Consider the following 23543-nt stretch of genomic DNA (forward strand, 5'->3'; position numbering starts at 1 on the left):
TGGATCCGGCGATACACGGCGCGGTAGCGTTGACGCAAACAGGTTAAACTTGAGAAAACGTTCGGGCCCATAACGAAAAATCCGACCTTTGGAGCTCCTCGAATAGGCGGACGGTTGCCGCCAGCGGAATATACCGCTCTCGAAATCCGAGGCATGCCCTGAGCGATCACACGCCGGCGCTCCAGACTTGACCCGAACCGGCGCCCTGATAGTTTGACCAAAGGGTAAAAGAATCCAAGCGGGCGCGATCGCCCGACACGCGACCATGCCGAGGAGAACTGGAATGTCGAACCGCCTCAACACCACGCCGAACGACCTGCGCGCCTTCTGGATGCCGTTCACTGCCAACCGGCAGTTCAAGAAGGAACCGCGCCTCTTCGTCGGCGCGAAGGACATGCACTATACGACGCATGACGGTCGCACGGTCCTCGACGGCACGGCGGGTCTCTGGTGCGTCAATGCCGGCCATTGTCGCCCGAAGATCACCGAGGCGATCCGCGAACAGGCAGGCGAACTCGACTATGCGCCGGCCTTCCAGCTCGGACATCCAAAAGCCTTCGAACTGGCGAACCGCCTGGTCGATATCGCGCCTGAGGGCATGAACCACGTTCTCTACACCAATTCCGGCTCTGAATCGGTCGAGACCGCGCTGAAAGTGGCGCTCGCCTATCACCGTGCCAAGGGCGACGGCTCGCGCTTCCGCCTGATCGGCCGCGAGCGCGGCTATCACGGCGTCAATTTCGGCGGCATCTCGGTCGGCGGTATCGTCTCCAACCGCAAGATGTTCGGCACGCTCCTGACCGGCGTCGACCACATGCCGCACACCCACCTGCCGGCCCAGAACGCCTTTACCCGCGGCGAGCCCGAGCATGGCGGCGATCTCGCCACCGAGCTTGAGCGCATCGTCACCCTGCACGACGCCTCGACCATTGCCGCCGTCATCGTCGAGCCGGTCGCAGGTTCGACCGGCGTGCTGATCCCGCCGAAGGGCTATCTCAAGAAACTGCGCGATATCTGCACCAAGCACGGCATCCTGTTGATCTTTGATGAGGTCATCACCGGCTTCGGCCGCCTCGGCACGCCGTTCGCCGCACAGTATTTCGACGTGACGCCGGACATCATCACCACCGCGAAGGGGCTGACCAACGGCGTGATCCCGATGGGCGCCGTGTTCGTGACCTCGGAAATCCACGACGCCTTCATGAACGGCCCGGAACACCTGATCGAGTTCTTCCACGGCTACACCTATTCCGGCAACCCGATCGCCTCCGCCGCAGCGCTTGGCACCCTCGACACCTACAAGGAAGAGGGCCTGTTGACACGCGCCGCCGAGCTTGCCTCCTATTGGGAAGACGGCCTGCATTCCCTTAGGGATTGCCCTAATGTCATCGACATCCGCAATGTCGGCCTGATCGGTGCAATCGAACTGCAGCCGATCGCCGGCGAACCGACCAAGCGCGCCTTCAATGCCTTCCTGAAGGCCTACGAAAAGGGCCTTTTGATCCGCACCACCGGCGACATCATCGCGCTGTCGCCGCCGCTGATCATCTCCAAGGCGGAGATCGACGAGCTGTTCGACAAGCTTCGCGACGTGCTCGTCAACAATATCTAATTGCATCGTCCATCTGCGAATACGACCCTTTCCCCGGCAACGGGGAGAGGGTTAATCTTATCTACGGGTCTGAAATGAGGGGTGCAGAGATGTCTAGGGCTTTGGAACGAATGATCGACCAGGGCGTCGGCCGCGAGCCGGCCGACATCGTGCTCAAGGGCGGGCGCTTCTTCGATCTGGTGACGGGTGAACTGATCGCCTCCGATATCGCCATATCGGGTGACCGCATCGTTGGCACCTATGGCGATTATGAGGGACGCGAGGAGATCGATATCTCCGGCCGCATCGTCGTGCCCGGCTTCATCGATACCCATCTGCACATCGAATCCTCGCTCGTCACCCCGCATGAGTTCGATCGCTGCGTGCTGCCGCTCGGAATCACCACCGTCATCTGCGACCCGCACGAGATCGCCAATGTGCTCGGCACCGAGGGTATCCAGTTCTTTCTCGATTCCGCCCTCGAAACCATCATGGATATCCGTGTGCAGCTGTCGTCCTGCGTGCCGGCGACGCATCTGGAGACCGCGGGCGCCGACCTGCCGATCGAAAGATTGCTGCCCTTCCGGGATCATCCGAAGGTGATCGGCCTTGCCGAGTTCATGAATTTCCCCGGCGTCATCCACAAGGACCCGGTATGCCTCGCCAAGCTCGAGGCGTTCCAGGGTGGGCACATCGACGGGCACGCGCCGCTGCTGCGCGGCAAGGACCTCAACGGCTATCTCTCGGCCGGCATCCGCACGGAACATGAGTGCACCACCGCGGACGAGGCGATGGAGAAGATCCGCAAGGGCATGCATATCCTGGTGCGCGAAGGTTCCGTCTCCAAGGACCTGCACGCGCTGATGCCAATCATTACCGAGCGGCTTTCGCCCTATCTGGCGCTCTGCACCGACGATCGCAATCCGCTCGATATCGCCGAGCAGGGCCACCTCGATTATATGATCCGCACCGCGATCGCCGCCGGCGTCGAGCCGCTGGCGATCTATCGCGCCGCCTCGATCTCGGCCGCGCGCGCCTTCGGCCTTCGCGACCGCGGCCTTGTGGCCCCCGGCTGGCGCGCCGACCTCGTCGTCGTCGACAGTCTCGAAAGCTGCCGGGCGCAGATGGTCTTTTCCGGCGGCCGCCGCGTCACCGACGCACTGTTTGCCACCCGCAAGCCGGTCGCCCCCGTCGGCCTCGACAGCGTCAAGGCCGGCCATGTCAATGCCAGCGACTTCGGCGTGCCCTACTCCGACAGCGAGACATCCGTCATCGGCGTCCTGCCGGGCAAGATCATCACCGAGCACCGCCGCTACCGGCTGCCTGCCGATGGCAATGAGACCGGCGTCGACCTCGGTCGCGACATCATCAAGGTGGCGGTGATCGAGCGCCACGGCGTCAACGGCAACCACGCCAACGGCTTCGTACAGGGGTTTGGCCTGAAGAAGGGCGCGATCGCCTCGACGGTCGGCCATGACAGCCACAACATCTGCGTCGTCGGCGTCAACGTCGAGGACATGGCGACCGCCGCCAATCGCCTTGGCGAGATCAAGGGCGGCTTCGTCGTCGTCGAGGATGGCAAGGTCACCGGCGAGATCGCGCTTCCGGTCGCGGGCCTGATGAGCCTGGAACCGCACGAATCCGTGCGCGACACCCTGCACCATCTGCGCCAGGCGGCATTTGCGCTGGGCGCCACGCTGGAAGAGCCATTCCTGCAACTTGCCTTCCTGCCGCTACCGGTAATCCCGCACCTGAAGATATCAGACCGCGGCCTCGTCGACGTCGACAAGTTCATGCTGATCGGCTGAAGCGCGGCTCGCTCAGTTATCCGCGGCGACCGACAGCTCTTTGCGGAAATAGACGACGCGTTCGGTTTCCTCGAAGCCGAGCGCCATATGCAGGCCATGGCTTTCCAGATTGTCGATATCGGTGTCGGATGCAAGCTCGCGGCAGCCGCGACTGATCGCCCAGCGTTCCGCCGCGGTAATCAGCGCCCGCGCAACGACATGGCGGCGATAGCCCGGAAGCACATAGATGCCTTCGAGGAAGGCAACAGGCGATGTCTCGCAGCCGTTGACGTAGTCGGTGCGTAGCGACACTTCGGCGAAGCCTGCCGCGACACCGGCATCGTCCTCGCAAAGAAACGCGGCCTGTCGCTCGGCTGCAGCCAGACTGCTATCGATCTCGTCGCGGTGCACGGCGGCCGGCGTGTCGGACCAGAGCGCAAGCCGCATTTCCAGCCAGCGGCCGACCATCTCCCCGTCCATTAGCAACACACGCATCAGAGCTTCCCGCAATAGGCACTCAGAGCATCGAGTTTCAGCACGCCGCCGGCGACCCGCGCCGATTGACCCGGCAACGGCATGTCTTCGACCGCCGAATCGGAGACGAGGAATTCCTGCTGCTCTCGCGTCAGGTTGAAGACGAAGAGCAGCCGCTCGCCGTCCTTCTCGCGGATGAATGCCAGCAGGTCGCGGTTGCTCTCGATGAACGACATGTCACCATCGTGCAGGGCCGCATGCGACCGGCGAAAAGCCAGCATGGCGCGATAATGGTTGAGCACCGTGCCAGCGCCAGCCTCCTGCGTATCGACCGCCAGGCGGGCCTGCTCTGTCGGCACCGGCAGCCACGGTTTTCCGGCGGAGAACCCGGCATGCCTGGCGGCCGCCTCCCACACCATCGGCGTGCGGCAGCCATCCCTCCCCTTGAACGACGGCCAGAAGCGGATGCCATAGGGATCGCGTAAATCCTCGAAGGCAAGATCCGCTTCCGTCAAACCCAGCTCTTCGCCCTGGTAGAGGCAGATCGAGCCACGCAAGGTCGCCAGGAGGGTGATCGCCAGCTTTGCGACCACTTCCCGCTCCGCCGCGCTTTGCGCAAAGCGGCTGACATGGCGCATGACATCGTGGTTGGAAAAGGCCCAGCACACCCAGCCGTCGGTAACGGCCTTCTGGAAATTGTCAACGCAGCGGCGGATATGGCTGGCGGTGAAATCCGGACCGAGCAGATCGAAGGTGTAGCACATGTGCAGCTTGTCGCCGCCGCTGGTGTAGGCAGCGACCGTCTTCAAAGACCGCGCGCCGTCACCCACCTCGCCCACCGTCGTGCGCCCGCCATAGCCGTCGAGCAGCTTCCGGAACCGCTGGAGAAAGGCGACGTTTTCCGGTTGGCTCTTGTCGTAGAGGTGATCCTGCATGCCATAGGGATTGACGTCGGGCGCATCATTGCTCGTCGCATCCGGATCCGGCACCAGCGGCGGATTGTCCCTGAGATGGCGGTCGTGGAAATAGAAGTTCACGGTATCGAGCCGGAAACCGTCGACGCCACGGTCGAGCCAGAAGCGCGCTGCATCCAGCACTGCATCCTGAACATCAGAATTGTGGAAATTGAGATCCGGCTGCGAGGTCAGGAAGTTGTGCATGTAATATTGCTTGCGCACCCCGTCCCATTCCCAGGCCGGTCCGCCGAAGATCGAAAGCCAGTTGTTCGGCGCGGTGCCATCCGGCTTCGGATCGGCCCAGACATACCAGTCTGCCTTCGGATTCTCGCGGCTGGTCCGGCTTTCGACGAACCAGGGATGGCGGTCGGAGGAATGCGAAATCACCTGATCGATGATCACCTTGAGGCCGAGGCGGTGCGCCTCCGCCAGCATCGCGTCGAAATCGGCAAGCGTGCCGAACATCGGGTCGACGTCGCAATAATCCGAGACGTCGTAGCCCATGTCGGCTTGCGGCGAGGTGAAGAAGGGCGACAGCCAGATGGCGTCGACGCCGAGCGAGGCGATGTGGCCGAGCCGCCGCGTGACGCCCTTCAAGTCGCCGATGCCATCGCCATCGGTATCCTGAAACGAGCGCGGATAGACCTGATAGATCACAGCGCCGCGCCACCAATCGTCACCCGAAACCTGCTGAGACGCCATGCCCTGCCCCCGTGAAACCGATCTGTGCGCCAAGATGTAACCGCGCCCGGCGCGGGAGTAAACGCCGGAGGGCAGCCAAGTCATCGCTCAAATCTCAAGCGCCCTAAAAACAACTCTTGCCGAGACCGGCCTTGAACCTTATCCCGTCAGCACGGCAAATACCAAAGGGAGAGAAGACGTTGGCGGGAACGATGCTTTCGATCGGGGAGTGCATGGTCGAACTGATGCAGGCCGAGGGCGGCCTGTTGCGCAAAAGCTATGCCGGCGACACCTTCAACGCCGCCTATTATGCACACCTGTTCCTGCCGATCGACTGGTCCGTCGCCTATTGCTCTGCCGTCGGCACCGACATGGTTTCCGACGAAATGCTCGCCTTCATGGCCGAGAAGGGCATCGACACGGCGGCCGTCCGCAAAATCGAGGGTCGCACGCCGGGCCTCTACATGATCCATCTGAAGGACGGCGAGCGTAGCTTCTCCTATTGGCGCTCGGCTTCAGCAGCGAGACTTCTCGCCGATGACCCAGAGCATCTGCGCCGCGCCATCGAGGGCGCCGATCTCATCCTGTTTTCCGGCATTACCCTTGCGATCCTGGCGCCCGAGGCGGTGGAAACGCTGCTTGCCGAACTGCGCCGCGCCAAGGCCGCGGGTAAACGCGTCGTCTTCGACCCCAACATCCGTCCTCGCCTTTGGGACGACGCCGAGCGCATGCGCCAGACACTGACGGATGGCGCCCGTGCCGCCAGCCTGGTGATGCCGAGCTTCGACGACGAGGTCACGCATTTCGGTGACGGCTCGATCAAGGCGACGATCGAGCGCTACAAGGCGCTGGGTGTCGCCGACGTGGTCGTCAAGGACGGGGAAAAGGGTGTGACGCTGGCGTTCGAGGGATCAGAAGAAAGCCACGTCCCAGCAACGCCGGTCGAGCGCGTGGTCGACACCACCAGCGCCGGCGACAGCTTCAACGGTGCCTTCCTCTCGCGTCTCGTCACGGGCGACACGCCGAGTGAATCTGCAGCCTTTGCCGCCCGCATCGCTGCCGGCGTCATCGGCCACCATGGCGCGCTCGTCGACAAGAACAAGCTCGTCGACTGAGGCATCGCCGCAGCCGACCGCCGCTTGCGGATTTTGGGCATGATAGCATCCCTTGCGCGTCAAAATCGACGCGAGGGGCTGCAAAGACACAGACGCTGCCGCCGATGGCTCAGCGCTTCTTGCGCTTGTTCTCGAAGGGATTCTCCGACGCGCGATAGTGGATGCGGATCGGCACGCCCGGCAGGTCGAAATCGTTGCGCAAGCCATTGATCAAGTAGCGGGTATAGGATTCCGGCAGCGCGTCGGGCCGCGTGCACGAGATCATGAAGCCCGGCGGGCGGGCCTTCACCTGCGTCATGTATTTCAGTTTCAGCCGGCGGCCGGACACGGCCGGTGGCGGATGCTGCACCTGCTGGGAATCGAGCCAGCGGTTGAGACGCGCCGTCGAGATGCGACGGTTCCAGGTCTTGTCGGTGTCGATGATCGCCTGCATCAGGCGGTCGAGGCCGTAGCCGGTATGGCCGGAGATCGGTATGGCGCGAATGCCGCGCGCCTGCGGCAACAGCCGCTCGGTCTTTTCGCGAAGATCGGCAAGTACGGCCTGCCAGTCCTCGACCAGATCCCATTTGTTGAAGGCAAGCACGGCGGCCCGGCCTTCGCGAATGATGAGATCGACGATCTGCAGGTCCTGCTTTTCGAACGGAATGGTCGCGTCGAAGACGATGACCACCGTTTCGGCAAAGCGGATGGCGCGCAGCGCATCGGCGACCGAAAGCTTCTCCAGCTTCTCCTGCACCCTGGCCTTGCGACGCATGCCGGCGGTGTCGAACATCTTGATGGTGCGGCCGCGCCAGTCCCATTCGACCGAGATCGAATCACGGGTGATGCCGGCTTCCGGCCCGGTCAAAAGCCGGTCTTCGCCGAGGAAGCGGTTGATCAGTGTCGACTTGCCGGCATTCGGCCGGCCGACGATCGCCACGCGCAGCGGCTTGGTCTCGTCATAGGCAGGCTCGGCCTCGTCGTCCTCTTCCGCCGCTTCGCCGGTGGTAGGACGCAGGTCGATGTCGGTTTCGGCGACGTCGTCTTCCGGCGGATAGGCACGGTCTTCGCCGATCGCAGCAACGATCGCGTCGCGCAGGTCGAGCATGCCTTGGCCATGTTCGGCCGAGATCGGGCAAGGATCGCCGAGACCGAGCGTGAAGGCGTCATAGAAGCCGCCGTCGGAACCGCGGGCTTCGGACTTGTTGGCGACGAGCACGACCGGCTTGCCGCGCCGACGCAGCATCTCGGCAAGTGTGTTGTCTGCCGGCGTCAGGCCCCCCTTGGCGTCGACCACGAACAGCGACAGGTCGGCCTCGTCGATCGCGGCTTCGGTCTGCGCCCACATGCGGCCCTGAAGGCTGTCGGGTGCGGACTGTTCCAGGCCGGCGGTATCGATGATGCGGAAGCGCAGGTCGATGAGCTTGGCATCGCCCGGACGGCGGTCACGGGTGACACCCGGCGTATCGTCGACGAGCGCCAGCTTCTTGCCAACCAGACGATTGAACAAGGTGGACTTGCCGACATTGGGGCGCCCGATGATGGCGACGGTGAAACTCATGAACGTATCCGTTTCCGTCCTGAAGCGCTGCACGTCGTCAAGACATACAGCGCTCCAACACTTTGAAAATCAACATATCCTTTCCAAAGGCCGGTGCCGGCCCTCAGGGATATGCGCTTAGGCTTTGCCGCTCGCGGCAATCACGTCGAGCAGCATCTGCGCCCGGCCTGCAACATTGCGCGGGCTCTGGGGATCATCGACGATCTGTTGGAACCAGCTCTTCGCCTTGGCGGTATCGCCGGCCTTGTAGGCAGCAAGGCCAAGCGCCTCACGGGCCGAGTGGCGCATATTGTTCTGCGGCACGGCCAGTTGTTCGACTTCGGCCGAAACCTGGTCATAGGTGCCGGTATCGACCAGCAGATAGGCGGCGCGCAGGCGGGCGGCGTCGCGAAGCGCCTCAGGCAGGCTGGTGTCTTTGCCGATCTCCGAGAACGCCTTGATGGCGGCATCGGTCTCGCCCTTCTCGGCCTGCAGCGTCGCCGCACGAAGGCGAGCCAGCACCGGATAGGCGCCATAGCCGTCCTTCTGCAAGTTGTTGAGGGCGGCCAGCGCCTCGTCGGCCTTGTTTTCCTTGGCGAGGTTCAGCGCCTGGAGGAACTCGTCGCCGGACTTCGACGACGCGTTGTCACGCCAGTAGTCGTAGCCGACCTTGCCGATGGTTCCGAGAACGATGAGCACGGCAATCGCCACGATGACGCTGCCGAAACGGGCCCAGATGTTCTTCATCTGGTCCGAACGCAGTTCTTCATTCACCTCGCGGATAAAGCTGTCGTCTTGGTTCGCCATCGATTGCCCCGGCCTCTCGGCCTTCCCTGCACGCTATTAGGATTTTGCGCCTTCTACCCGATTTTGCGGCTGTTGTAAGGGGGCGCGCGTTATTTAGCCGACAACCATAGGCGAAACACCGATCACCAGTTCGTGCAACTTCCACACAATCACGCCATAAAGGGCCGCACCAAGCACGATGGCGATGAGGTCGTAGCGATAGGAAACGAACGCCGGATAGGTGATTTCGCCGGCGCGCCAGCGCTTTTTCATCGAAATGCGCAGGATCACCGCCCAGACGAGGAAGGTGCCGAAGAGCAGCACCGACGACGTCTCGCCATTGGCAAGCAGGTGGGCAAGTGCCCAGATCTTGATTGCGAGGATCGCCGGATGTTTTGTGGCCGCGCGGATCTTGCCCGGGGGCAGATAGGCGGCCACAAGACAGATGCTGGCGATCAGCATCAGGGTCAGCGCGATGTGTGCAAGAAAGACCGGGGGCGTATAGAGCATGCCGGTGGTGGCGCGCGCCTGATCGAAGCCATAGGCAATCAGACCGAGGCCAACAAGCGCACAGATACCGTGGATCGCATGCCAGGCGCCGGTGCCGCTGCTCGATATCACCGATGCGCGCAGGCCGGGTGCAAAGCTGCGAACGAGATGGATGCCCAAGAAGATCACGATACCCAATATCAGTAGCGCCATGTCGTCACCCGTCCTTCATTATTGTTCTGTCGGCTATCGACATAGCCGGAGTGCACAGAAATTTCCAGACAGATCAAAGGATTGCCGCATTCCTGGATAAAGGGACGGCATACGCAAATCGTCGCAGATATCATGATCCGAACATTTATTGCCCTTTCCCTCGCCCTTTGCCCTGCCCTCGTCGCGGCTGCCGAACCCACGCCCGATATGGCCGCACCGACCGTTCCTGCCAAGGACAAGCAGCTCGTCATCGTGTCTTTCGATGGGGCGCATGACAACGCGCTGTGGGAGAAAAGCCTGGCGATGGCCAAGCGCACCAATGCGCATTTCACCTATTTCCTCTCCTGCACGTTCCTGATGACGCGCGCCGACGGCAAGCAGAGCTACAGACCGCCGGGGCTGAAACCGGGTCGTTCCAATGTCGGCTTTGCCCAGAGCCGAGAGGAAATCGCGGCCCGCGCCGGTCACATCTGGCAGGCCCATCTCGACGGTCACGACATTGCCAGCCACGCCTGCGGCCATTTCGACGGCAAGGGCTGGACGAAGGCCGATTGGCAAAGCGAATTCTCGACATTCGACATCGCCCTGCGCGATGCCTGGAAGAAGGCCGACAGGCCGGATGCCGAGCCGCAAGGCTGGGCGGAATTTGCCCGCACCGGCATCAAGGGTTTCCGTGCGCCCTACCTGTCGCTGAGCGACGGCCTGCTGCCAGCCCTGAAGGCATCGGTCTTTACCTATGACGCGAGCCTGGTGACCAAGGGGCCGGGCTGGCCGATGGAGAAGGACGGTCTGCCGCGCTTCGGCCTGCCGCTGATCCCGGAAGGGCCGTCCAAGCGGCCGGTGATCGGCATGGACTACAATCTGTTCGTGCGCCATTCCATGGGTATCGAAAACAAGAAGGACAGCGCCACCTTCGAAGCGCGCACCTACGAGGCCTACAGACAAGCCTTCGACAAGGAATATGCCGGCAACCGCATCCCGCTGCAGCTCGGCTTCCATTTCGTCGAGATGAATGGCGGCGCCTACTGGCGCGCGCTCGACCGGCTGCTGACCGAGGTCTGCAGCAAGCCTGATGTCGCCTGCGTCAGCTACGCCCAGGCGCTGCCGATGATCGAGCAGGCAAAAAAGAAGGCGGATCGCTCCGCCTTCTGATTGGTCCTCTCCTGGCCCAGCTTAGGCCAGTTCTTCCTCGCCACCAACCGCGATGAACTTCTGCTCGATTTCCGGCAGGGGCTCATCGTCGATTGCCGCTTCGAAGGCGCGCAGACGCTTGTAGATCGAAAGCAGTTCGACAATCGTCGGCCAGGATGAAACCAGGTACTGAAACGACGACGTCACCTGCCCGAAGGCACCCGAGATCTGGTTCAACGCGCCGAGTGTGATCTTGCCGGCGATGATCGACGGCGCCAGGATCAGCAACGAGAAGATGCCGTTGATCTGCAAATAGAAAATGCGGGCGATGTTGAAGTAGAGATAGTGGAAATAGAGCCGGAAATAGTTCCGGCGAACGTTTTCGAAGAGATCGGCGACCGTCGGCGGCTGAGCGCGATCGGCGTGGTCCTCACCATAGACCAGTTCCTTGCGGTAGGCCGCTTCCACACGCTGGTTGCGGAACTCGAGGCCCGGCAGCTTAATGCCGACGAGCGCCAGGAACACCGTGCCGAACAGCGACCAAAGCACAGCGGCCGTAACCAGCGGATAGGGAATGTCACCGACGATCGGCAGTTCGGTGACATTGGCCGAAAGCCGGATCAATACCGGCGTAAACGCAATCAGCGTCATCACGCTGTCGATCAGGCTGACGCCGAGGCCCTCCACCGTCGTGGAGAAGCGCATTGTGTCTTCCTGGACACGCTGCGAAGCACCTTCGATACGACGCAGCTTGCCCCAGTGGGCCATGTAGTACTCGTTCATCGCCGTGCGCCAGCGGAAGATATAGTGGCTGACGAAGAAGCGGGTCATGACCGCGACAGCGACAGCGACCAAGGCGATACCGAGGAAGACGGCGATTTCTCCGTAGAACTCTGCCGCGGTCACCACCTTCGTCTTCGAGACGATCGCCTGAATCAGATCCCAGAACGGCCCGTACCAATTGTTGATCGCGACGCTCACCTGCACCTGGAAATAGGTGACGAAAAGAATGAGGGCTGAGCCGAGGATCGACCAGTTCTGCCAGGGATGTGGCGAATAGACATACCAGAATGCTGCGAACAGCCCGACGACCAGCCCGAAGTAGAGATAGAACCAGAGGAAGGCGGGCGACCAGAAGGCAGAAATCCCGGTGATCGGCGGCGCATCCGAGGGCAAGGGCGGCATTCCGAAGACTGCACCCAACTGCTCGCCTTCACCATACCAAAAGGCGATGGCGACAAGCGACCAGACGACAAAGGAAATGAAAAAGAGCTTCGGCTTCGGGAAGAAAGATAGGAACAAAGTACGGCACTCTCGTTTCGGGGGAGGAGAACAACTCGCCTCTCGAAGCGCCGAAACTAGGGCAAAGCACCTTTTTCAACAATCAGGTAATATGAACGTTACCGTTATTTCATCATGTGTTACGGCAAGCGGCGCAACCTTCCCGCCGCCGCTCAGCGCGGCAGCGCCGCTGCGATCCGCCTGAGTTCGGCAACGATCACCCCGCCGCAGACGAACAGCACCGCGGCCGCGATCAAGGTCGGCGCTGCAAAGCTGCCGGTGCGCTGGGCCAACCAGCCGGCAACCACCGGACCGATGATCTGGCCGATACCGAAGGCCGCCGTCATCAGCGCCAGTGCCTTGCGCGGACTTTCCGGCGCCAGATGCCGGCCGATCTGCAGGCCGTAGGCGGTGATCATCATGAAGGTGGCGCCCAGCATCAGGCCACCGGCAAGCGGCGCATAGGGCAGCGGCAGGCTGACGGTGAGCACAAGGCCGACAGCCTCGGCCAGAAGACCGATCGCGTAAACACCGGCAAGCCCGAAGCGCGGCACGGCGAAGCGCCAGAGATAGACCGACAGCGCTGCACTTAGGCCCGTCAACAGCCAGGCAAGGAACTCGATGCTGTGGCCGCCGCTCGCGTCGCGGGCCATGGCCACCAGGAACGTGGCCGTGATCACGTAACCGAAGCCGAACAACCCATAGGTCAGCGTCACCACCGTCAGGGGGCGGGTCCAGGTCAGCGGCTTTTCACGTGCGGCGCCGTTGCCGGAGACGGGACCGGCCGGCAGCATCAGAGCGACGACGACCGTGCCGACAAGCGCGACAAGAGCGCCGGTGAACCAGTCGGCTTGCGACGCTGAAAGCCCGGCGGCGCCAGCGAGAGGTGCCAACCAGACGCAGAGCGAGGAGAAGACGATGCCGAGCCCGACGCCGCCGAAATGCATGGCCGGCACATGTTCAGACCGCGCCAACAGCCCGTGACCAAGGACGATGCCGGAGATGAAGATCATCGAAAACGCGCTGGCAACGCCGGCGAGAAAGCGGATGAGACTGAGCACCAAGACCGAGGACGTCAGGCCCATCGCCGCCAGCAGCAGTGTGGTTGCCGCGAGCGAAGCAAGCCCGATCCTTCGCTCCTGCCCATGCGCCCAGCCGTAAGCGCCAAGCACGGCGCCGGCGAGATAGCCGACGAAATTGGCCGAGGCGATGAGGCCGGCATCCGCCGGCGATAGGCCGAGGTCCGTCATCATCGCCGGCAGGATCGGCGTGTAGGAGAAGCGGCCGAAGCCCATGGCGACCGCCATGGCAATGGCGCCGGCGGTAGCGGTGGAGGCGAGGCTTGCGTGATGTGGTCTGTCGATCGTGGTCATAAGCAGTTTTATTGCACTGCAAAACGAACACCACAAATCACTATAATTGAATGTCCTATTGAAGGAATCGAACGATGGCCCGTCAGCCGGGCAGCGTCACCACCAACGGACCGCCGCGCGTGACGACGACCGTGTGCTCATATTGCACGGTCGGTGCCCGCGGTTCGCTGTAGAGCGTCCAGTCGTCCTTGTCGCCGCTCTCGGCCCAGTCCGCGCCCATCGAGAGGAACGGCTCGACGGTAAAGACCATACCGTCGGTCATGCGCCGCCGCTCGCTCGGATCCGGCCAGGTCGCGATCTCCTTCGGCTCCTCGTGCAGCGAGCGGCCGATGCCGTGGCTGGCAAGGTTGGTGACCAGCGAATAGCGGTTCTTGCGGGCGAAATCGCCGATCGCATTGCCGATCGCTGCAAGCGACTGGTCCGGACGCACTTGCTTGAGGCCGACCCACATCGCCCGCTTGCCGTCACGGCAGAGGCGGTCGATGGCTGCCGAGACCGGCGGCACCGGAAAGGAAGCGCCGGTGTCGGCGAAGATGCCGTCTTTCTCAGCCGAAACGTCGATATTGACGAGATCGCCGGCGCGGATGATGCGGCTGCCGGGGATGCCGTGGGCGATTTCCTCGTTGACGCTGATGCAGGTGGCGCCCGGAAACTGGTAGCAGAGTTCCGGCGCAGAGCGCGCACCTGCCTCTTCCAGCACCTTGCGGCCGATGGCATCCAGTTCCGCCGTGGTGATGCCCGGCTCGAGCGCTTCGCCCATAGCCTGCAGCGCATTGGCGCAGATGCGGCCGATTTCCTTCAGCCGCAGCAGATCTTCTTCGTTGTTGAGGGTCATCCGTGTCTCGCTTTCGTGCCCACATGTAGCCGGTCGGCGCCGGATTTTCCAGCGCCGACAAGCGAGACATGAACGGCCTGTGGCGGCTCAGGCCGAAACGGTCTGTCCGGCCCCCTGCTCGGCAAGCGCCTTGCGCACCAGCGGCGCGACCTTGGTGCCGTAGAGTTCGATGCCGCGCATGATCTGGGCATGCGGCATCGGGCCGATCGCCATCTGCAGCAGGAAGCGGTCGTTGCGGAAGAGCTTCCAGTTCTCGACGATCTTCTCCGCCACGGTTTCGGGGTCGCCGAGGAAGAGATTGCCGGCAGGGCTGCGCGCCTGGTCGAAATGCGCCCGGTTCGTCGGCCCCCAGCCGCGCTCCCGGCCGATGCGGTTCATCACCTCGGCCTGCGGGCGATAAAACTGGTCAGCGGCAAGATCGGTCGTATCGGCGATGAAGCCATGGACATTGATGCTGGTCTTCAGCTTTGCCGGATCCTGGCCGGCACGACGGGCGGCCTCGCGATAAAGATCGAACAGCGGAGCGAACCGGCGCGGCTCTCCGCCGATGATCGCAAGTGCCACCGGCAGCCCGAGGGCACCGGCACGGGCAACCGACTGCGGCGTGCCGCCGACGGCGATCCACAGCGGCAGCACCTCCTGCAGCGGACGCGGATAGACGCCGCGATCGCTGATCGCAGGGCGCATCTCGCCCGCCCAGGAGACCTTTTCCGCTTCGCGCAGCGCCATCAACAGGTCGAGCTTTTCGGCAAAGAGCTGGTCGTAATCGTCGAGCGACTGACCGAAGAGCGGGAAGGACTCGATGAACGAGCCGCGCCCGGCCATGATTTCGGCCCGGCCGTTGGAGAGAAGGTCGAGCGTCGAAAACTGCTGGAACACGCGCACAGGGTCGTCCGAGCTCAGCACCGTCACGGCACTCGTCAGCCTTATGGTCTTCGTCCTCGCGGCGGCTGCCGCAAGGATGACGGCTGGTGCCGAGGCTGCATAATCAGGGCGGTGATGTTCGCCAAGGCCAAAGACATCGAGGCCGACCTGATCTGCCAGTTCGATCTCTTCCAGCAAATTGGCAAGCCGACGCTGGCCTTCCCGGCCCTTGTCGGCAGCGTTCGGATCGACATCCGCAAATGTGTAAAGCCCGAGTTCCATGATGCCCATCCTATCGTTGTTCTACCGACAGATAGTTGGCCCCGGCGAAAGCAGCAAATGCGCGTCCGGGAAACACTGTGTTTCCCGGATGATGCCAAACGGCGCTTGGATCAAGCCAAGGGTCCGGGGCGAGAGCGTTTCCGGTTTAAGCGGAGTCGCAGAAACGCTCTATCTCCTTGTTTTTACGCATTTCCTGACGGAAAACCGCTTCGCACTTTTCCTGGAAATGCTCTAGGTCAGCGTGCGCTTGACCGCATTGCGCCAGCCCTTGAGCTTCGTCTTGCGCGTCGCTTCGTCCATCGCCGGCTCGAAACGGCGATCGCGCGCCCAGGACTTGGCGAACTCCTCCTGCTTCGGCCAGACGCCGGCGCGGCTGCCGGCGAGCCAGGCAACGCCGAGCGCCGTCGTCTCGAGGATGGTCGGCCGGTCGACCGGCGCATCGAGGAGGTCGGAAAGCCGCTGCATCGTCCAGTCCGAGACGACCATGCCGCCGTCGACGCGCAACACGGTTTCCTTGCCGTTGCTGCGCCAGTCCTTGTGCATGGCTTCGAGCAGATCGCGCGTCTGGTAGCAGACCGCTTCGAGCGCGGCACGCGCAAACTCGGCGGGCCCGGTGTTGCGGGTCATGCCGAAGATCGCGCCGCGAGCGTCGGGATCCCAATGCGGCGCACCGAGACCGGTGAAGGCCGGGACGAGGTAAACCTCCTGCGACGGGTCGGCGCCTTCGGCAAGCGTGCCGGTGTCCGGAGCCGCCTTGATGACCTTCAGGCCGTCGCGCAGCCACTGCACCGCCGCGCCGGCAACGAAGATCGAGCCTTCGAGCGCATAGGTGGTTTCGCCATCCAGCCGGTAGGCAATGGTGGTGAGCAGCCGGTTCTTCGAGCGCACCATGTCCTTGCCGGTGTTGAGCAATGCGAAGCAGCCCGTGCCGTAGGTCGATTTCAGCATGCCCGGCTTGAAGCAGGCCTGGCCGATGGTGGCGGCCTGCTGGTCGCCGGCAACACCGAGGATCGGGATCGCCGTGCCGAAGCGCTCCTTGTCGGTGACGCCGAAATCGGCGGCGCAGTCCTTCACCTCCGGCAACATGGCGCGGGGAACGCGCAGGATGTCGAGCAACTCGTCGTCCCAGGCATTGTCGGCGATGTTGTAGAGCAGCGTGCGCGAGGCGTTGGTCGCATCGGTGACGAAGGACTTTCCGCCTGTCAGCCGCCAGATCAGGAAAGTATCGATCGTGCCGAAGCAAAGCTCGCCCTTGGCAGCTCTGGCCTGGGCGCCCTTCACATTCGACAGCAGCCAGTTGAGTTTGGTGCCGGAGAAATAGGGATCGAGCAGCAAACCGGTCTTCTTGGTGAAGGTCTTTTCGAGACCCTGTTTCTTCAGCTTGTCGCAATAGGCTGATGTGCGGCGGTCCTGCCAGACGATGGCGTTGTGGATCGGCTTGCCGGTTTCGCGATCCCAGACCACCACCGTTTCGCGCTGGTTGGTGATGCCGATGCCGGCGATATCGCTTGGGGAGATCCCCGCCTTCCTGATCGCCTCGTTGACGGTGACGACGACGCTATCCCAGATTTCCTCCGGATCGTGCTCGACCCAGCCGGATTTCGGAAAGTGCTGCCTGAATTCCTTCTGGTCGAGGCCTGCTACCTGCTGCTTGCCGTCGAAGACGATCGCCCGGCTCGATGTCGTGCCCTGATCGATCGCGAGAATATATCCGCCCATATGCCCCTCCCCGGCCTCACATCACGTGTCTCGACGCCCTTCCTCTTGGGCGTGGCGTCCATTTCGAAAAACTTCAATACGATGGCAAAACGAATGTCAAACGAAAACAAAACGCAAGAAATCGTGACAAGGCCTCCCGCCGCAACTCTGCGTCGGCGGCCTGAAAAACACAATTGTCACCTCAGCGGTTTTACGCGTAGGTTGACGCTGTTGCGCCGCAAAAAACGGGCAAGATCAGCGGCGCTGCAAAGGGAGAGATCAGGAATGACGAGAACTGCGGTCATCACCGGTTCGACGAGCGGCATCGGCCTTGCCATTGCCAAGGCTTTTGCCAAGGGCGGCGCCAACATCGTCTTGAACGGCTTCGGCACGCCGGACGAAATCAAGGCTGCGACGGACGAAGTCGGGGCGCTCACCACGGGAACGGTCATCTATCACCCGGCCGACATGACGAAGCCGGACGAGATCGCCGACCTGATGGCAACGGCGGTAAAACGCTTCGGCAGCGTCGACATTCTGGTCAACAATGCCGGCGTTCAATATGTCGAGAAGGTCGAGGATTTCCCGGTCGAGCAATGGGACCGGATCATCGCCATCAACCTCTCCTCCTCTTTCCATACCATTCGCGCCGCCCTGCCCGGCATGAAGGCAAACGGCTGGGGCCGCATCGTCAACATCGCCTCTGCCCACGGGCTCGTCGCCTCGCCGTTCAAATCGGCCTATGTCGCCGCCAAGCACGGCATCATGGGGCTGACAAAGACCGTCGCGCTCGAAGTTGCGGAAAATGGCATCACCGCCAATTCGATCTGCCCGGGTTATGTGTTGACCCCGCTGGTCGAAAAGCAGATCCCGGATCAGGCCCGCACCCGCGGCATCACCGAAGAGCAGGTCATCAACGACGTAATGCTCAAGGGCCAGCCGACCAAGAAATTCATCACCGTCGAGCAGGTAGCGTCGCTCGCCGTCTATCTCGCAAGCGATGATGCGGCGCAGATCACCGGCACGCATGTTTCCATGGACGGCGGCTGGACGGCGCAATAGAGAGCCGCCCGTCCATTGAGACGAGGCGGACGACGCCCTAACTCTATGAAAATGCGCATGGTCCGTCGCCGGGAACGCTTCCGGTTTTTGCGGCCATGCATCAGCAGGAATGAATGGCATGCCTAAGGTTAGGGAACGCAAGGACGACGACAGCATTCGCTTCATCCTCAATGATAGCGAGGTGGCGCTTTCCGACGTCGCGCCGACCGCGACCCTGCTCGACTATCTCAGGCTTGAGCGCCGGCTGACAGGAACCAAGGAAGGCTGCGCGGAGGGCGATTGCGGTGCCTGCACCGTGCTCGTCGGCCGGCTCGCCGGCGAAACGCTGGTCTATGAAAGCGTCAATGCCTGCATCCGCTTCGTCGGATCGTTGCATGCGACCCATGTGGTCACCGTTGAGCATCTCGCCGCCAGGGATGGAACGCTTCATCCCGTGCAGCAGGCGATGGTCGATTTCCATGGCTCACAATGCGGCTTCTGCACGCCCGGCTTCGTCATGTCGCTTTATGGCCTCTGGCTTTCGAACGACAATCCCAGCCGGGCCGACATCGAAAAGGCGCTGCAAGGCAACCTTTGTCGCTGCACCGGCTACGAGCCGATCGTCAAGGCGGCCGAGGCCGCCGCAAGCGCGCGGCCTTCTGCTATCTTCGATCCGATCACGGCTGCGCGCGAGGCCACCATCGCCCGCCTCAAGGCGCTTCAACCCGAGAAAACGATCACCGTCCGCCACGGTGAAAGCTGTCTGATCGTGCCGGCGGATGCCACCGGCCTCGCGACCGCTCTTGCCGAGCACAAAGGCGCGACGGTGGTTGCCGGCGCCACCGATGTCGGCCTCTGGGTCACCAAGCAGATGCGTCCGATCGATCCCGTCATCTTCATCAACGGCATCGCCGAACTGCAGCGCATCGAGGAAAGCGACGGCGGCCTGACCATTGGTGCCGGCGTCAGCTATTCAGCCGCCTTTGCAGCGCTCAGCAAAGCCTATCCAGCCTTCGGCCGGTTGATCGACCGTATCGGCGGCGAACAGGTGCGCAACATGGGCACGATCGGCGGGAACATCGCCAACGGTTCGCCGATCGGCGACAGTCCACCGCCCCTGATCGTGCTGGGGGCAACTGTCACGCTGCGCTCGACGGAAGGGACGCGCACGCTGCCGCTTGAAGATTTCTTCATCGCCTACGGCAAGCAGGACCGCAAAGCCGGCGAATTCGTCGAGAGCGTCTTCGTGCCCGCGCTGCCGGCGGGTGAGCTGTTTGCGGCCTACAAGCTCTCCAAGCGCCGCGACGAGGACATTTCCGCATTACTCGGCGCCTTCCGCATTTCGCTTGACGGCAACCGGGTAGAGACCGCCCGCATCGCCTTTGGCGGCATGGCCGGCACGCCGAAACGCGCTGCAACCGTCGAGGCCGCGCTCATCGGCAAGCCCTGGACCGAGGAAACGGTGCGCGCCGCTCAGGCAGCCTTCGAGGCCGACTATCAGCCCTTGAGCGATTGGCGCGCCACCAGCACCTATCGCATGCTGGCGGCGAAGAACCTGCTGATGCGCTTTTTCCTGGAAAGTGGCGGCCAGCCGGCGGAGCTCGTGCGCTACGCGGCGGGAGAGAGGTAATCATGGACAAGTCGACCTTCGAAGAACGCAAGGCGATCAAGGGGCAGATGCATTCGCACCAGCGCCATGACAGCGCCCACAAGCACGTGACCGGCACCGCCGATTACATCGACGACATGCCGGAACCGGCGGGCACGCTGCACGGTGCGCTGGGGATGACCGACCGCGCCCACGCCGAAATCACCGCCATGGACCTCTCGGCCGTCGCCGCGGCGGCCGGCGTCGTCTGCGTCCTGACGGCCAGGGACATGCCGCATTCCAACGACATCAGCCCCAGCCATCTGCATGACGAGCCAGTGCTTGCCGACGGCATCGTGCAGTTTCACGGCCAGCCGGCCTTTGCCGTCATCGCCGAGACGCGCGACATCGCCCGCCGCGCTGCCCGGTTGGCGAAGATCAGTTATCGCGACCTGCCGCATTTCACCGATATCACCGATGCGGTGGCCCATGGCGGCGAGCTCGTCACCCAGCCCCTGACCTTGCAGCGGGGCGATGCCGACGCTGAACTGGAAAAGGCGCCGCGCCGGCTGAAGGGCCGGATGCGCATCGGCGGCCAGGAGCACTTCTACCTCGAAGGCCATATCGCCCTTGCCATTCCCGGCGAGGACGACGAGGTCACCGTCTGGTCGTCGACCCAGCACCCAAGCGAAATCCAGCACATGGTCTCGCACGTGCTCGGCGTTCCCTCCAATGCGGTCACGGTCAATGTGCGCCGCATGGGCGGCGGCTTCGGCGGCAAGGAAACGCAGGGCAACCAGTTCGCAGCCCTTGCAGCCGTGGCGGCGAAAAAGCTCGGCCGCGCGGTCAAGTTTCGCCCCGACCGCGACGAGGACATGACCGCCACCGGCAAGCGTCACGACTTCCTCGTCGACTACGATGTCGGCTTCGACGACGAAGGCCGCATCCACGCCGTTCACGCCAATTACGCGGCGCGCTGCGGCTATTCCTCCGATCTCTCCGGACCGGTGACCGACCGCGCGCTGTTCCACGCCGACAGCTCCTATTTCTACCCGCATGTAAAGTTGACGTCACAGCCGCTGAAGACGAACACAGTCTCCAACACCGCCTATCGCGGCTTCGGCGGACCGCAGGGCATGGTCGGCGGCGAGCGCATGATCGAGGAGATCGCCTACGCGCTCGGCAAGGATCCGCTCGAAATCCGCAAGCGCAATTTCTACGGCGAAAAAGGTTCGGGCCGGGATATCACGCCCTACCACCAGCAGGTCGAAGACAACATCATCGGCCGGATCGTCGCCGAGCTTGAAGCCGACGCCGACTATCAGGCGCGCCGCAAGGCCATCGTCGAATTCAACCGTGCGAGCCGTGTCATTCGCAAGGGCATCGCGCTGACGCCGGTGAAGTTCGGCATCTCCTTCACCATGACCGCGTTCAACCAGGCGGGCGCCCTCGTCCACATCTATCAGGATGGCTCGATCCACCTGAACCACGGCGGCACGGAAATGGGCCAGGGCCTTTATGTGAAGGTCGCGCAGGTGATCGCCGACAGCTTCCAGGTCGATCTCGACCGCGTGCGCATCACCGCGACCACGACCGGCAAGGTCCCCAACACCTCGGCGACCGCTGCATCGTCCGGCTCCGACCTCAATGGCATGGCCGCCTTCGATGCGGCGCGCCAGATCAAGGAACGGCTCGTCGCCTTTGCAGCCGAGCGCTGGCAGACGACGGCGGAAAACGTCACTTTCGTTCCCGATCACGTGAAGATCGGCGAAGAACTGGTACCCTTCCCGGAATTCATCAAGCTTGCCTATACGGCGCGCGTGCAGCTTTCGGCCGCCGGCTTCTACAAGACGCCGAAAATCCATTGGGACCGCGCGACCGGACGGGGAACGCCCTTCTACTACTTCGCCTATGGCGCCTCGGTGTCGGAAGTATCTGTTGATACGCTGACCGGCGAATACATGGTCGATCGCGTCGACGTGCTGCACGATGTCGGCCGCTCGCTCAATCCGGCGATCGACCTTGGCCAGATCGAAGGCGGCTTCGTCCAGGGCATGGGATGGCTGACAACGGAGGAGCTGTGGTGGGACGACAAGGGCCGACTGCGCACGCACGCACCTTCGACCTACAAGATCCCGCTCGCCTCCGACCGGCCGAAGATCTTCAACGTCAAACTGGCCGAGTGGTCGGAAAATGCGGAAAAGACCATCGGGCGGTCAAAGGCGGTGGGCGAGCCGCCCTTCATGTTGCCTATATCGGTGCTCGAGGCGCTGTCGATGGCGGTGGCGAGCGTTGCCGATTATCGCGAATGCCCGCGCCTTGATGCGCCGGCGACGCCGGAGCGCGTGCTGATGGCCGTCGAACGCCTTCGACAATCGTCTTGGCAACGCCGCGCATCCCGTTCGACGCGCGGCGTGTGAGAGCTCCGGTCAGATCCGGGGCAGCTCGTCGATGTTGACGAGGCGGTGCGCGTCGGCCTGCGCCTCGACATCGTCCCCATAGGGGCCACGGCCATCCATGAAACCCATGTCTCTTTTGATATGGTCGGACAGCGCATTGACGTCGAGCACCGGCTTGGCGACAACGGCACGGCCAAACAGGGTGGACGTGAGCCGCACGACCGCATCCAGCGAAAGAAGCGGTTTTCTTTCAGTATGTTCGATAACGTCGCAAGTCATTTTGAGCACCTGTTCGTCTTGGGAAGTTGACTTGCAGGATGCCGTGGAAGAGGATTGAGTTCCAATCGAACATCCGTCTGCATGCATCAAGAGAACTTATCCATGAAGATGTCCAAGCAGTTTCCGCTGAATGCGCTCCGGGTCTTCGAGGCCGTGGCCCGGCTCGGCAGTTTTACCAAGGCGGGCGAGGAGCTGGGCATGACCCAGACCGCCGTCAGCTACCAGGTCAAGCTGATCGAGGAGAATGTCGGCGAACCGCTGTTCCTGCGCCGTCCGCGCCAGATCGCGCTCACCGATGTCGGCCAGCGGCTGGCGCCGCGGGTCACCGAAGCCTTCGAGATGCTGCAGGAGGCCGTCTCCTCGGCGCGCGGCGACATCGACAGCACGCTGCTGATCAGCTCGACCCCGACCTTCGCCTCGCAATGGCTCGCCCGCAACATCGGCTCGTTTCAGCTCGCCCACCCCACCATCGCCGTGCGCCTGGACACCAACGACAACCTCGTCGATTTTGCCAAGGAGCCCACGGATCTGGCCATCCGCTCCGGCGCCGGCGTCTGGCCGGGCCTCGACACCCATCCGCTGATGCGCGTCGAGTTCAGCCCGATGCTGAGCCCGGCACTTGCCGAAACCGTCGGCGGCATCCACGAGCCGCGCGATCTCCTGAAGCTCAGGATCATCGATGCCGGAGACCCCTGGTGGCGGATCTGGTTTTCGGCCGCCGGCGTCGACGATCCGGACCTTGAGGGTCGCCCGACGAGCCGGCTCGGCGCGCAATCCTTCGAGGCGCGCGCGGCCGTCGCCGGCCAGGGCGTGGCGATCCTGACGCCGGAATTCTATGGCGACGACGTGGCGCTCGGCCGGCTCTACCAGCCTTTCGACCTGCGCTGCAGCGACGGCTGCGACTACTGGCTGGCCTACCCGCATGCGCGCCGCAACACCCCGAAGATCCGCATCTTCCGCGACTGGATCCTCAGCGAACTCTGCCCGTCGGTTCAGTTCGGGGCCGATTGGGTAGAAGAGCGCAAAGCGGCTTCCGCGATCTAGGGTAACCCATTAGAATCCATCAGGTTTATCATTCCGGGTGAATTCACGCCGAAATCGTCCCGATCGCGGCAATTCACGCTCGGAGACGCATTCGCCCCCTTCCCCAACTCCCGGTTT

At 63.0% G+C, this 23543-nt stretch carries 19 protein-coding genes; 8 read left to right on the top strand and 11 right to left on the bottom strand.

Annotated elements, in window-relative coordinates:
• Positions 1-283: 283 nt before the first annotated feature.
• Together ASD00_RS07050 and ade are read left to right on the top strand one after the other, a co-directional pair.
• Positions 284-1612 carry an aspartate aminotransferase family protein gene (locus ASD00_RS07050; RefSeq protein WP_057205749.1) on the top strand — a complete coding sequence of 443 codons (1329 nt, stop codon included), beginning with the start codon at positions 284-286 and terminating at the stop codon, positions 1610-1612.
• A gap of 89 nt (positions 1613-1701) precedes the next feature.
• Entirely contained in the window at positions 1702-3399 is a 1698-nt protein-coding gene (gene ade, locus ASD00_RS07055; protein ID WP_057205751.1) for an adenine deaminase, read from the top strand.
• A 12-nt stretch (positions 3400-3411) separates the two neighbouring features.
• Here ade and aac(6') read toward each other — a convergent pair whose 3' ends face one another.
• Both aac(6') and ASD00_RS07065 read right to left on the bottom strand, forming a co-directional pair.
• Entirely contained in the window at positions 3412-3873 is a 462-nt protein-coding gene (gene aac(6'), locus ASD00_RS07060) for an aminoglycoside 6'-N-acetyltransferase (protein ID WP_057205753.1), read from the bottom strand.
• Complete coding sequence (locus ASD00_RS07065; RefSeq protein WP_057206129.1) at positions 3873-5510, bottom strand: alpha-glucosidase family protein; 1638 nt, start codon at positions 5508-5510, stop codon at positions 3873-3875. Before ASD00_RS07065 ends, aac(6') begins: the two co-directional genes overlap by 1 nt.
• Positions 5511-5689: 179 nt before the next feature.
• Here ASD00_RS07065 and ASD00_RS07070 point away from each other — a divergent pair, with 179 nt between their 5' ends.
• Positions 5690-6604: a sugar kinase gene (locus ASD00_RS07070; RefSeq protein ID WP_057205754.1), complete on the top strand. Its 915-nt coding sequence runs from the start codon at positions 5690-5692 to the stop codon at positions 6602-6604.
• A 109-nt stretch (positions 6605-6713) separates the two neighbouring features.
• On the opposite strand, the gene der is transcribed toward ASD00_RS07070, so the two are convergent.
• From der to ASD00_RS07085, 3 genes are all read right to left on the bottom strand, one after another.
• A complete protein-coding gene (der, locus tag ASD00_RS07075) occupies positions 6714-8144 on the bottom strand; it encodes a ribosome biogenesis GTPase Der (protein ID WP_057205756.1) in 1431 nt (476 codons plus the stop codon).
• Positions 8145-8261: 117 nt separating this feature from the next.
• Positions 8262-8930: a tetratricopeptide repeat protein gene (locus tag ASD00_RS07080; RefSeq protein ID WP_057205758.1), complete on the bottom strand. Its 669-nt coding sequence runs from the start codon at positions 8928-8930 to the stop codon at positions 8262-8264.
• A gap of 93 nt (positions 8931-9023) precedes the next feature.
• Positions 9024-9611, bottom strand: coding sequence for an NnrU family protein (locus tag ASD00_RS07085; protein WP_057205760.1), 588 nt, complete (start codon positions 9609-9611; stop codon positions 9024-9026).
• A 132-nt stretch (positions 9612-9743) separates the two neighbouring features.
• On the opposite strand from ASD00_RS07085, the gene ASD00_RS07090 reads away from it, so the two are divergent.
• A complete protein-coding gene (locus ASD00_RS07090; protein WP_025428003.1) occupies positions 9744-10763 on the top strand; it encodes a polysaccharide deacetylase in 1020 nt (339 codons plus the stop codon).
• Between the two features lie 21 nt (positions 10764-10784).
• On the opposite strand, the gene sbmA is transcribed toward ASD00_RS07090, so the two are convergent.
• The 5 genes from sbmA to glpK form a co-directional block, all read right to left on the bottom strand.
• Positions 10785-12044 (bottom strand): peptide antibiotic transporter SbmA, encoded by a 1260-nt coding sequence (gene sbmA, locus ASD00_RS07095; RefSeq protein WP_025428004.1) that lies wholly within the window; start codon positions 12042-12044, stop codon positions 10785-10787.
• A gap of 152 nt (positions 12045-12196) precedes the next feature.
• Complete coding sequence (locus tag ASD00_RS07100; RefSeq protein WP_164474986.1) at positions 12197-13396, bottom strand: MFS transporter; 1200 nt, start codon at positions 13394-13396, stop codon at positions 12197-12199.
• Positions 13397-13478: 82 nt separating this feature from the next.
• Positions 13479-14231, bottom strand: coding sequence for a type I methionyl aminopeptidase (map, locus tag ASD00_RS07105; RefSeq protein WP_025428006.1), 753 nt, complete (start codon positions 14229-14231; stop codon positions 13479-13481).
• A gap of 87 nt (positions 14232-14318) precedes the next feature.
• Entirely contained in the window at positions 14319-15377 is a 1059-nt protein-coding gene (locus ASD00_RS07110) for an LLM class flavin-dependent oxidoreductase (protein WP_025428007.1), read from the bottom strand.
• Positions 15378-15608: 231 nt separating this feature from the next.
• Positions 15609-17096 carry a glycerol kinase GlpK gene (gene glpK / locus ASD00_RS07115; protein WP_025428008.1) on the bottom strand — a complete coding sequence of 496 codons (1488 nt, stop codon included), beginning with the start codon at positions 17094-17096 and terminating at the stop codon, positions 15609-15611.
• A gap of 264 nt (positions 17097-17360) precedes the next feature.
• Between glpK and ASD00_RS07120 the strand changes: the two genes are divergently transcribed.
• The 3 genes from ASD00_RS07120 (at position 17361) to xdhB (ending at position 22124) form a co-directional block, all read left to right on the top strand.
• The gene (locus ASD00_RS07120; protein ID WP_057205762.1) at positions 17361-18137 is read left to right on the top strand and encodes a 3-hydroxybutyrate dehydrogenase; all 777 of its coding nucleotides are present in this window, start codon (positions 17361-17363) and stop codon (positions 18135-18137) included.
• Between the two features lie 118 nt (positions 18138-18255).
• Positions 18256-19746 (top strand): xanthine dehydrogenase small subunit, encoded by a 1491-nt coding sequence (gene xdhA, locus ASD00_RS07125; RefSeq protein ID WP_057206133.1) that lies wholly within the window; start codon positions 18256-18258, stop codon positions 19744-19746.
• A gap of 2 nt (positions 19747-19748) precedes the next feature.
• Positions 19749-22124, top strand: a complete 2376-nt coding sequence (xdhB, locus tag ASD00_RS07130) for a xanthine dehydrogenase molybdopterin binding subunit (protein WP_057205764.1) — start codon at positions 19749-19751, stop codon at positions 22122-22124.
• A gap of 9 nt (positions 22125-22133) precedes the next feature.
• Here xdhB and ASD00_RS07135 read toward each other — a convergent pair whose 3' ends face one another.
• Positions 22134-22382: a hypothetical protein gene (locus ASD00_RS07135; protein ID WP_025428012.1), complete on the bottom strand. Its 249-nt coding sequence runs from the start codon at positions 22380-22382 to the stop codon at positions 22134-22136.
• Between the two features lie 102 nt (positions 22383-22484).
• On the opposite strand from ASD00_RS07135, the gene ASD00_RS07140 reads away from it, so the two are divergent.
• Positions 22485-23426 (top strand): LysR substrate-binding domain-containing protein, encoded by a 942-nt coding sequence (locus ASD00_RS07140; protein ID WP_057205766.1) that lies wholly within the window; start codon positions 22485-22487, stop codon positions 23424-23426.
• Positions 23427-23543 lie beyond the last annotated feature (117 nt).

It is taken from the genome of Ensifer sp. Root31 (assembly GCF_001424825.1).
GTDB classification, from domain to species: Bacteria; Pseudomonadota; Alphaproteobacteria; order Rhizobiales; family Rhizobiaceae; genus Ensifer; species Ensifer canadensis.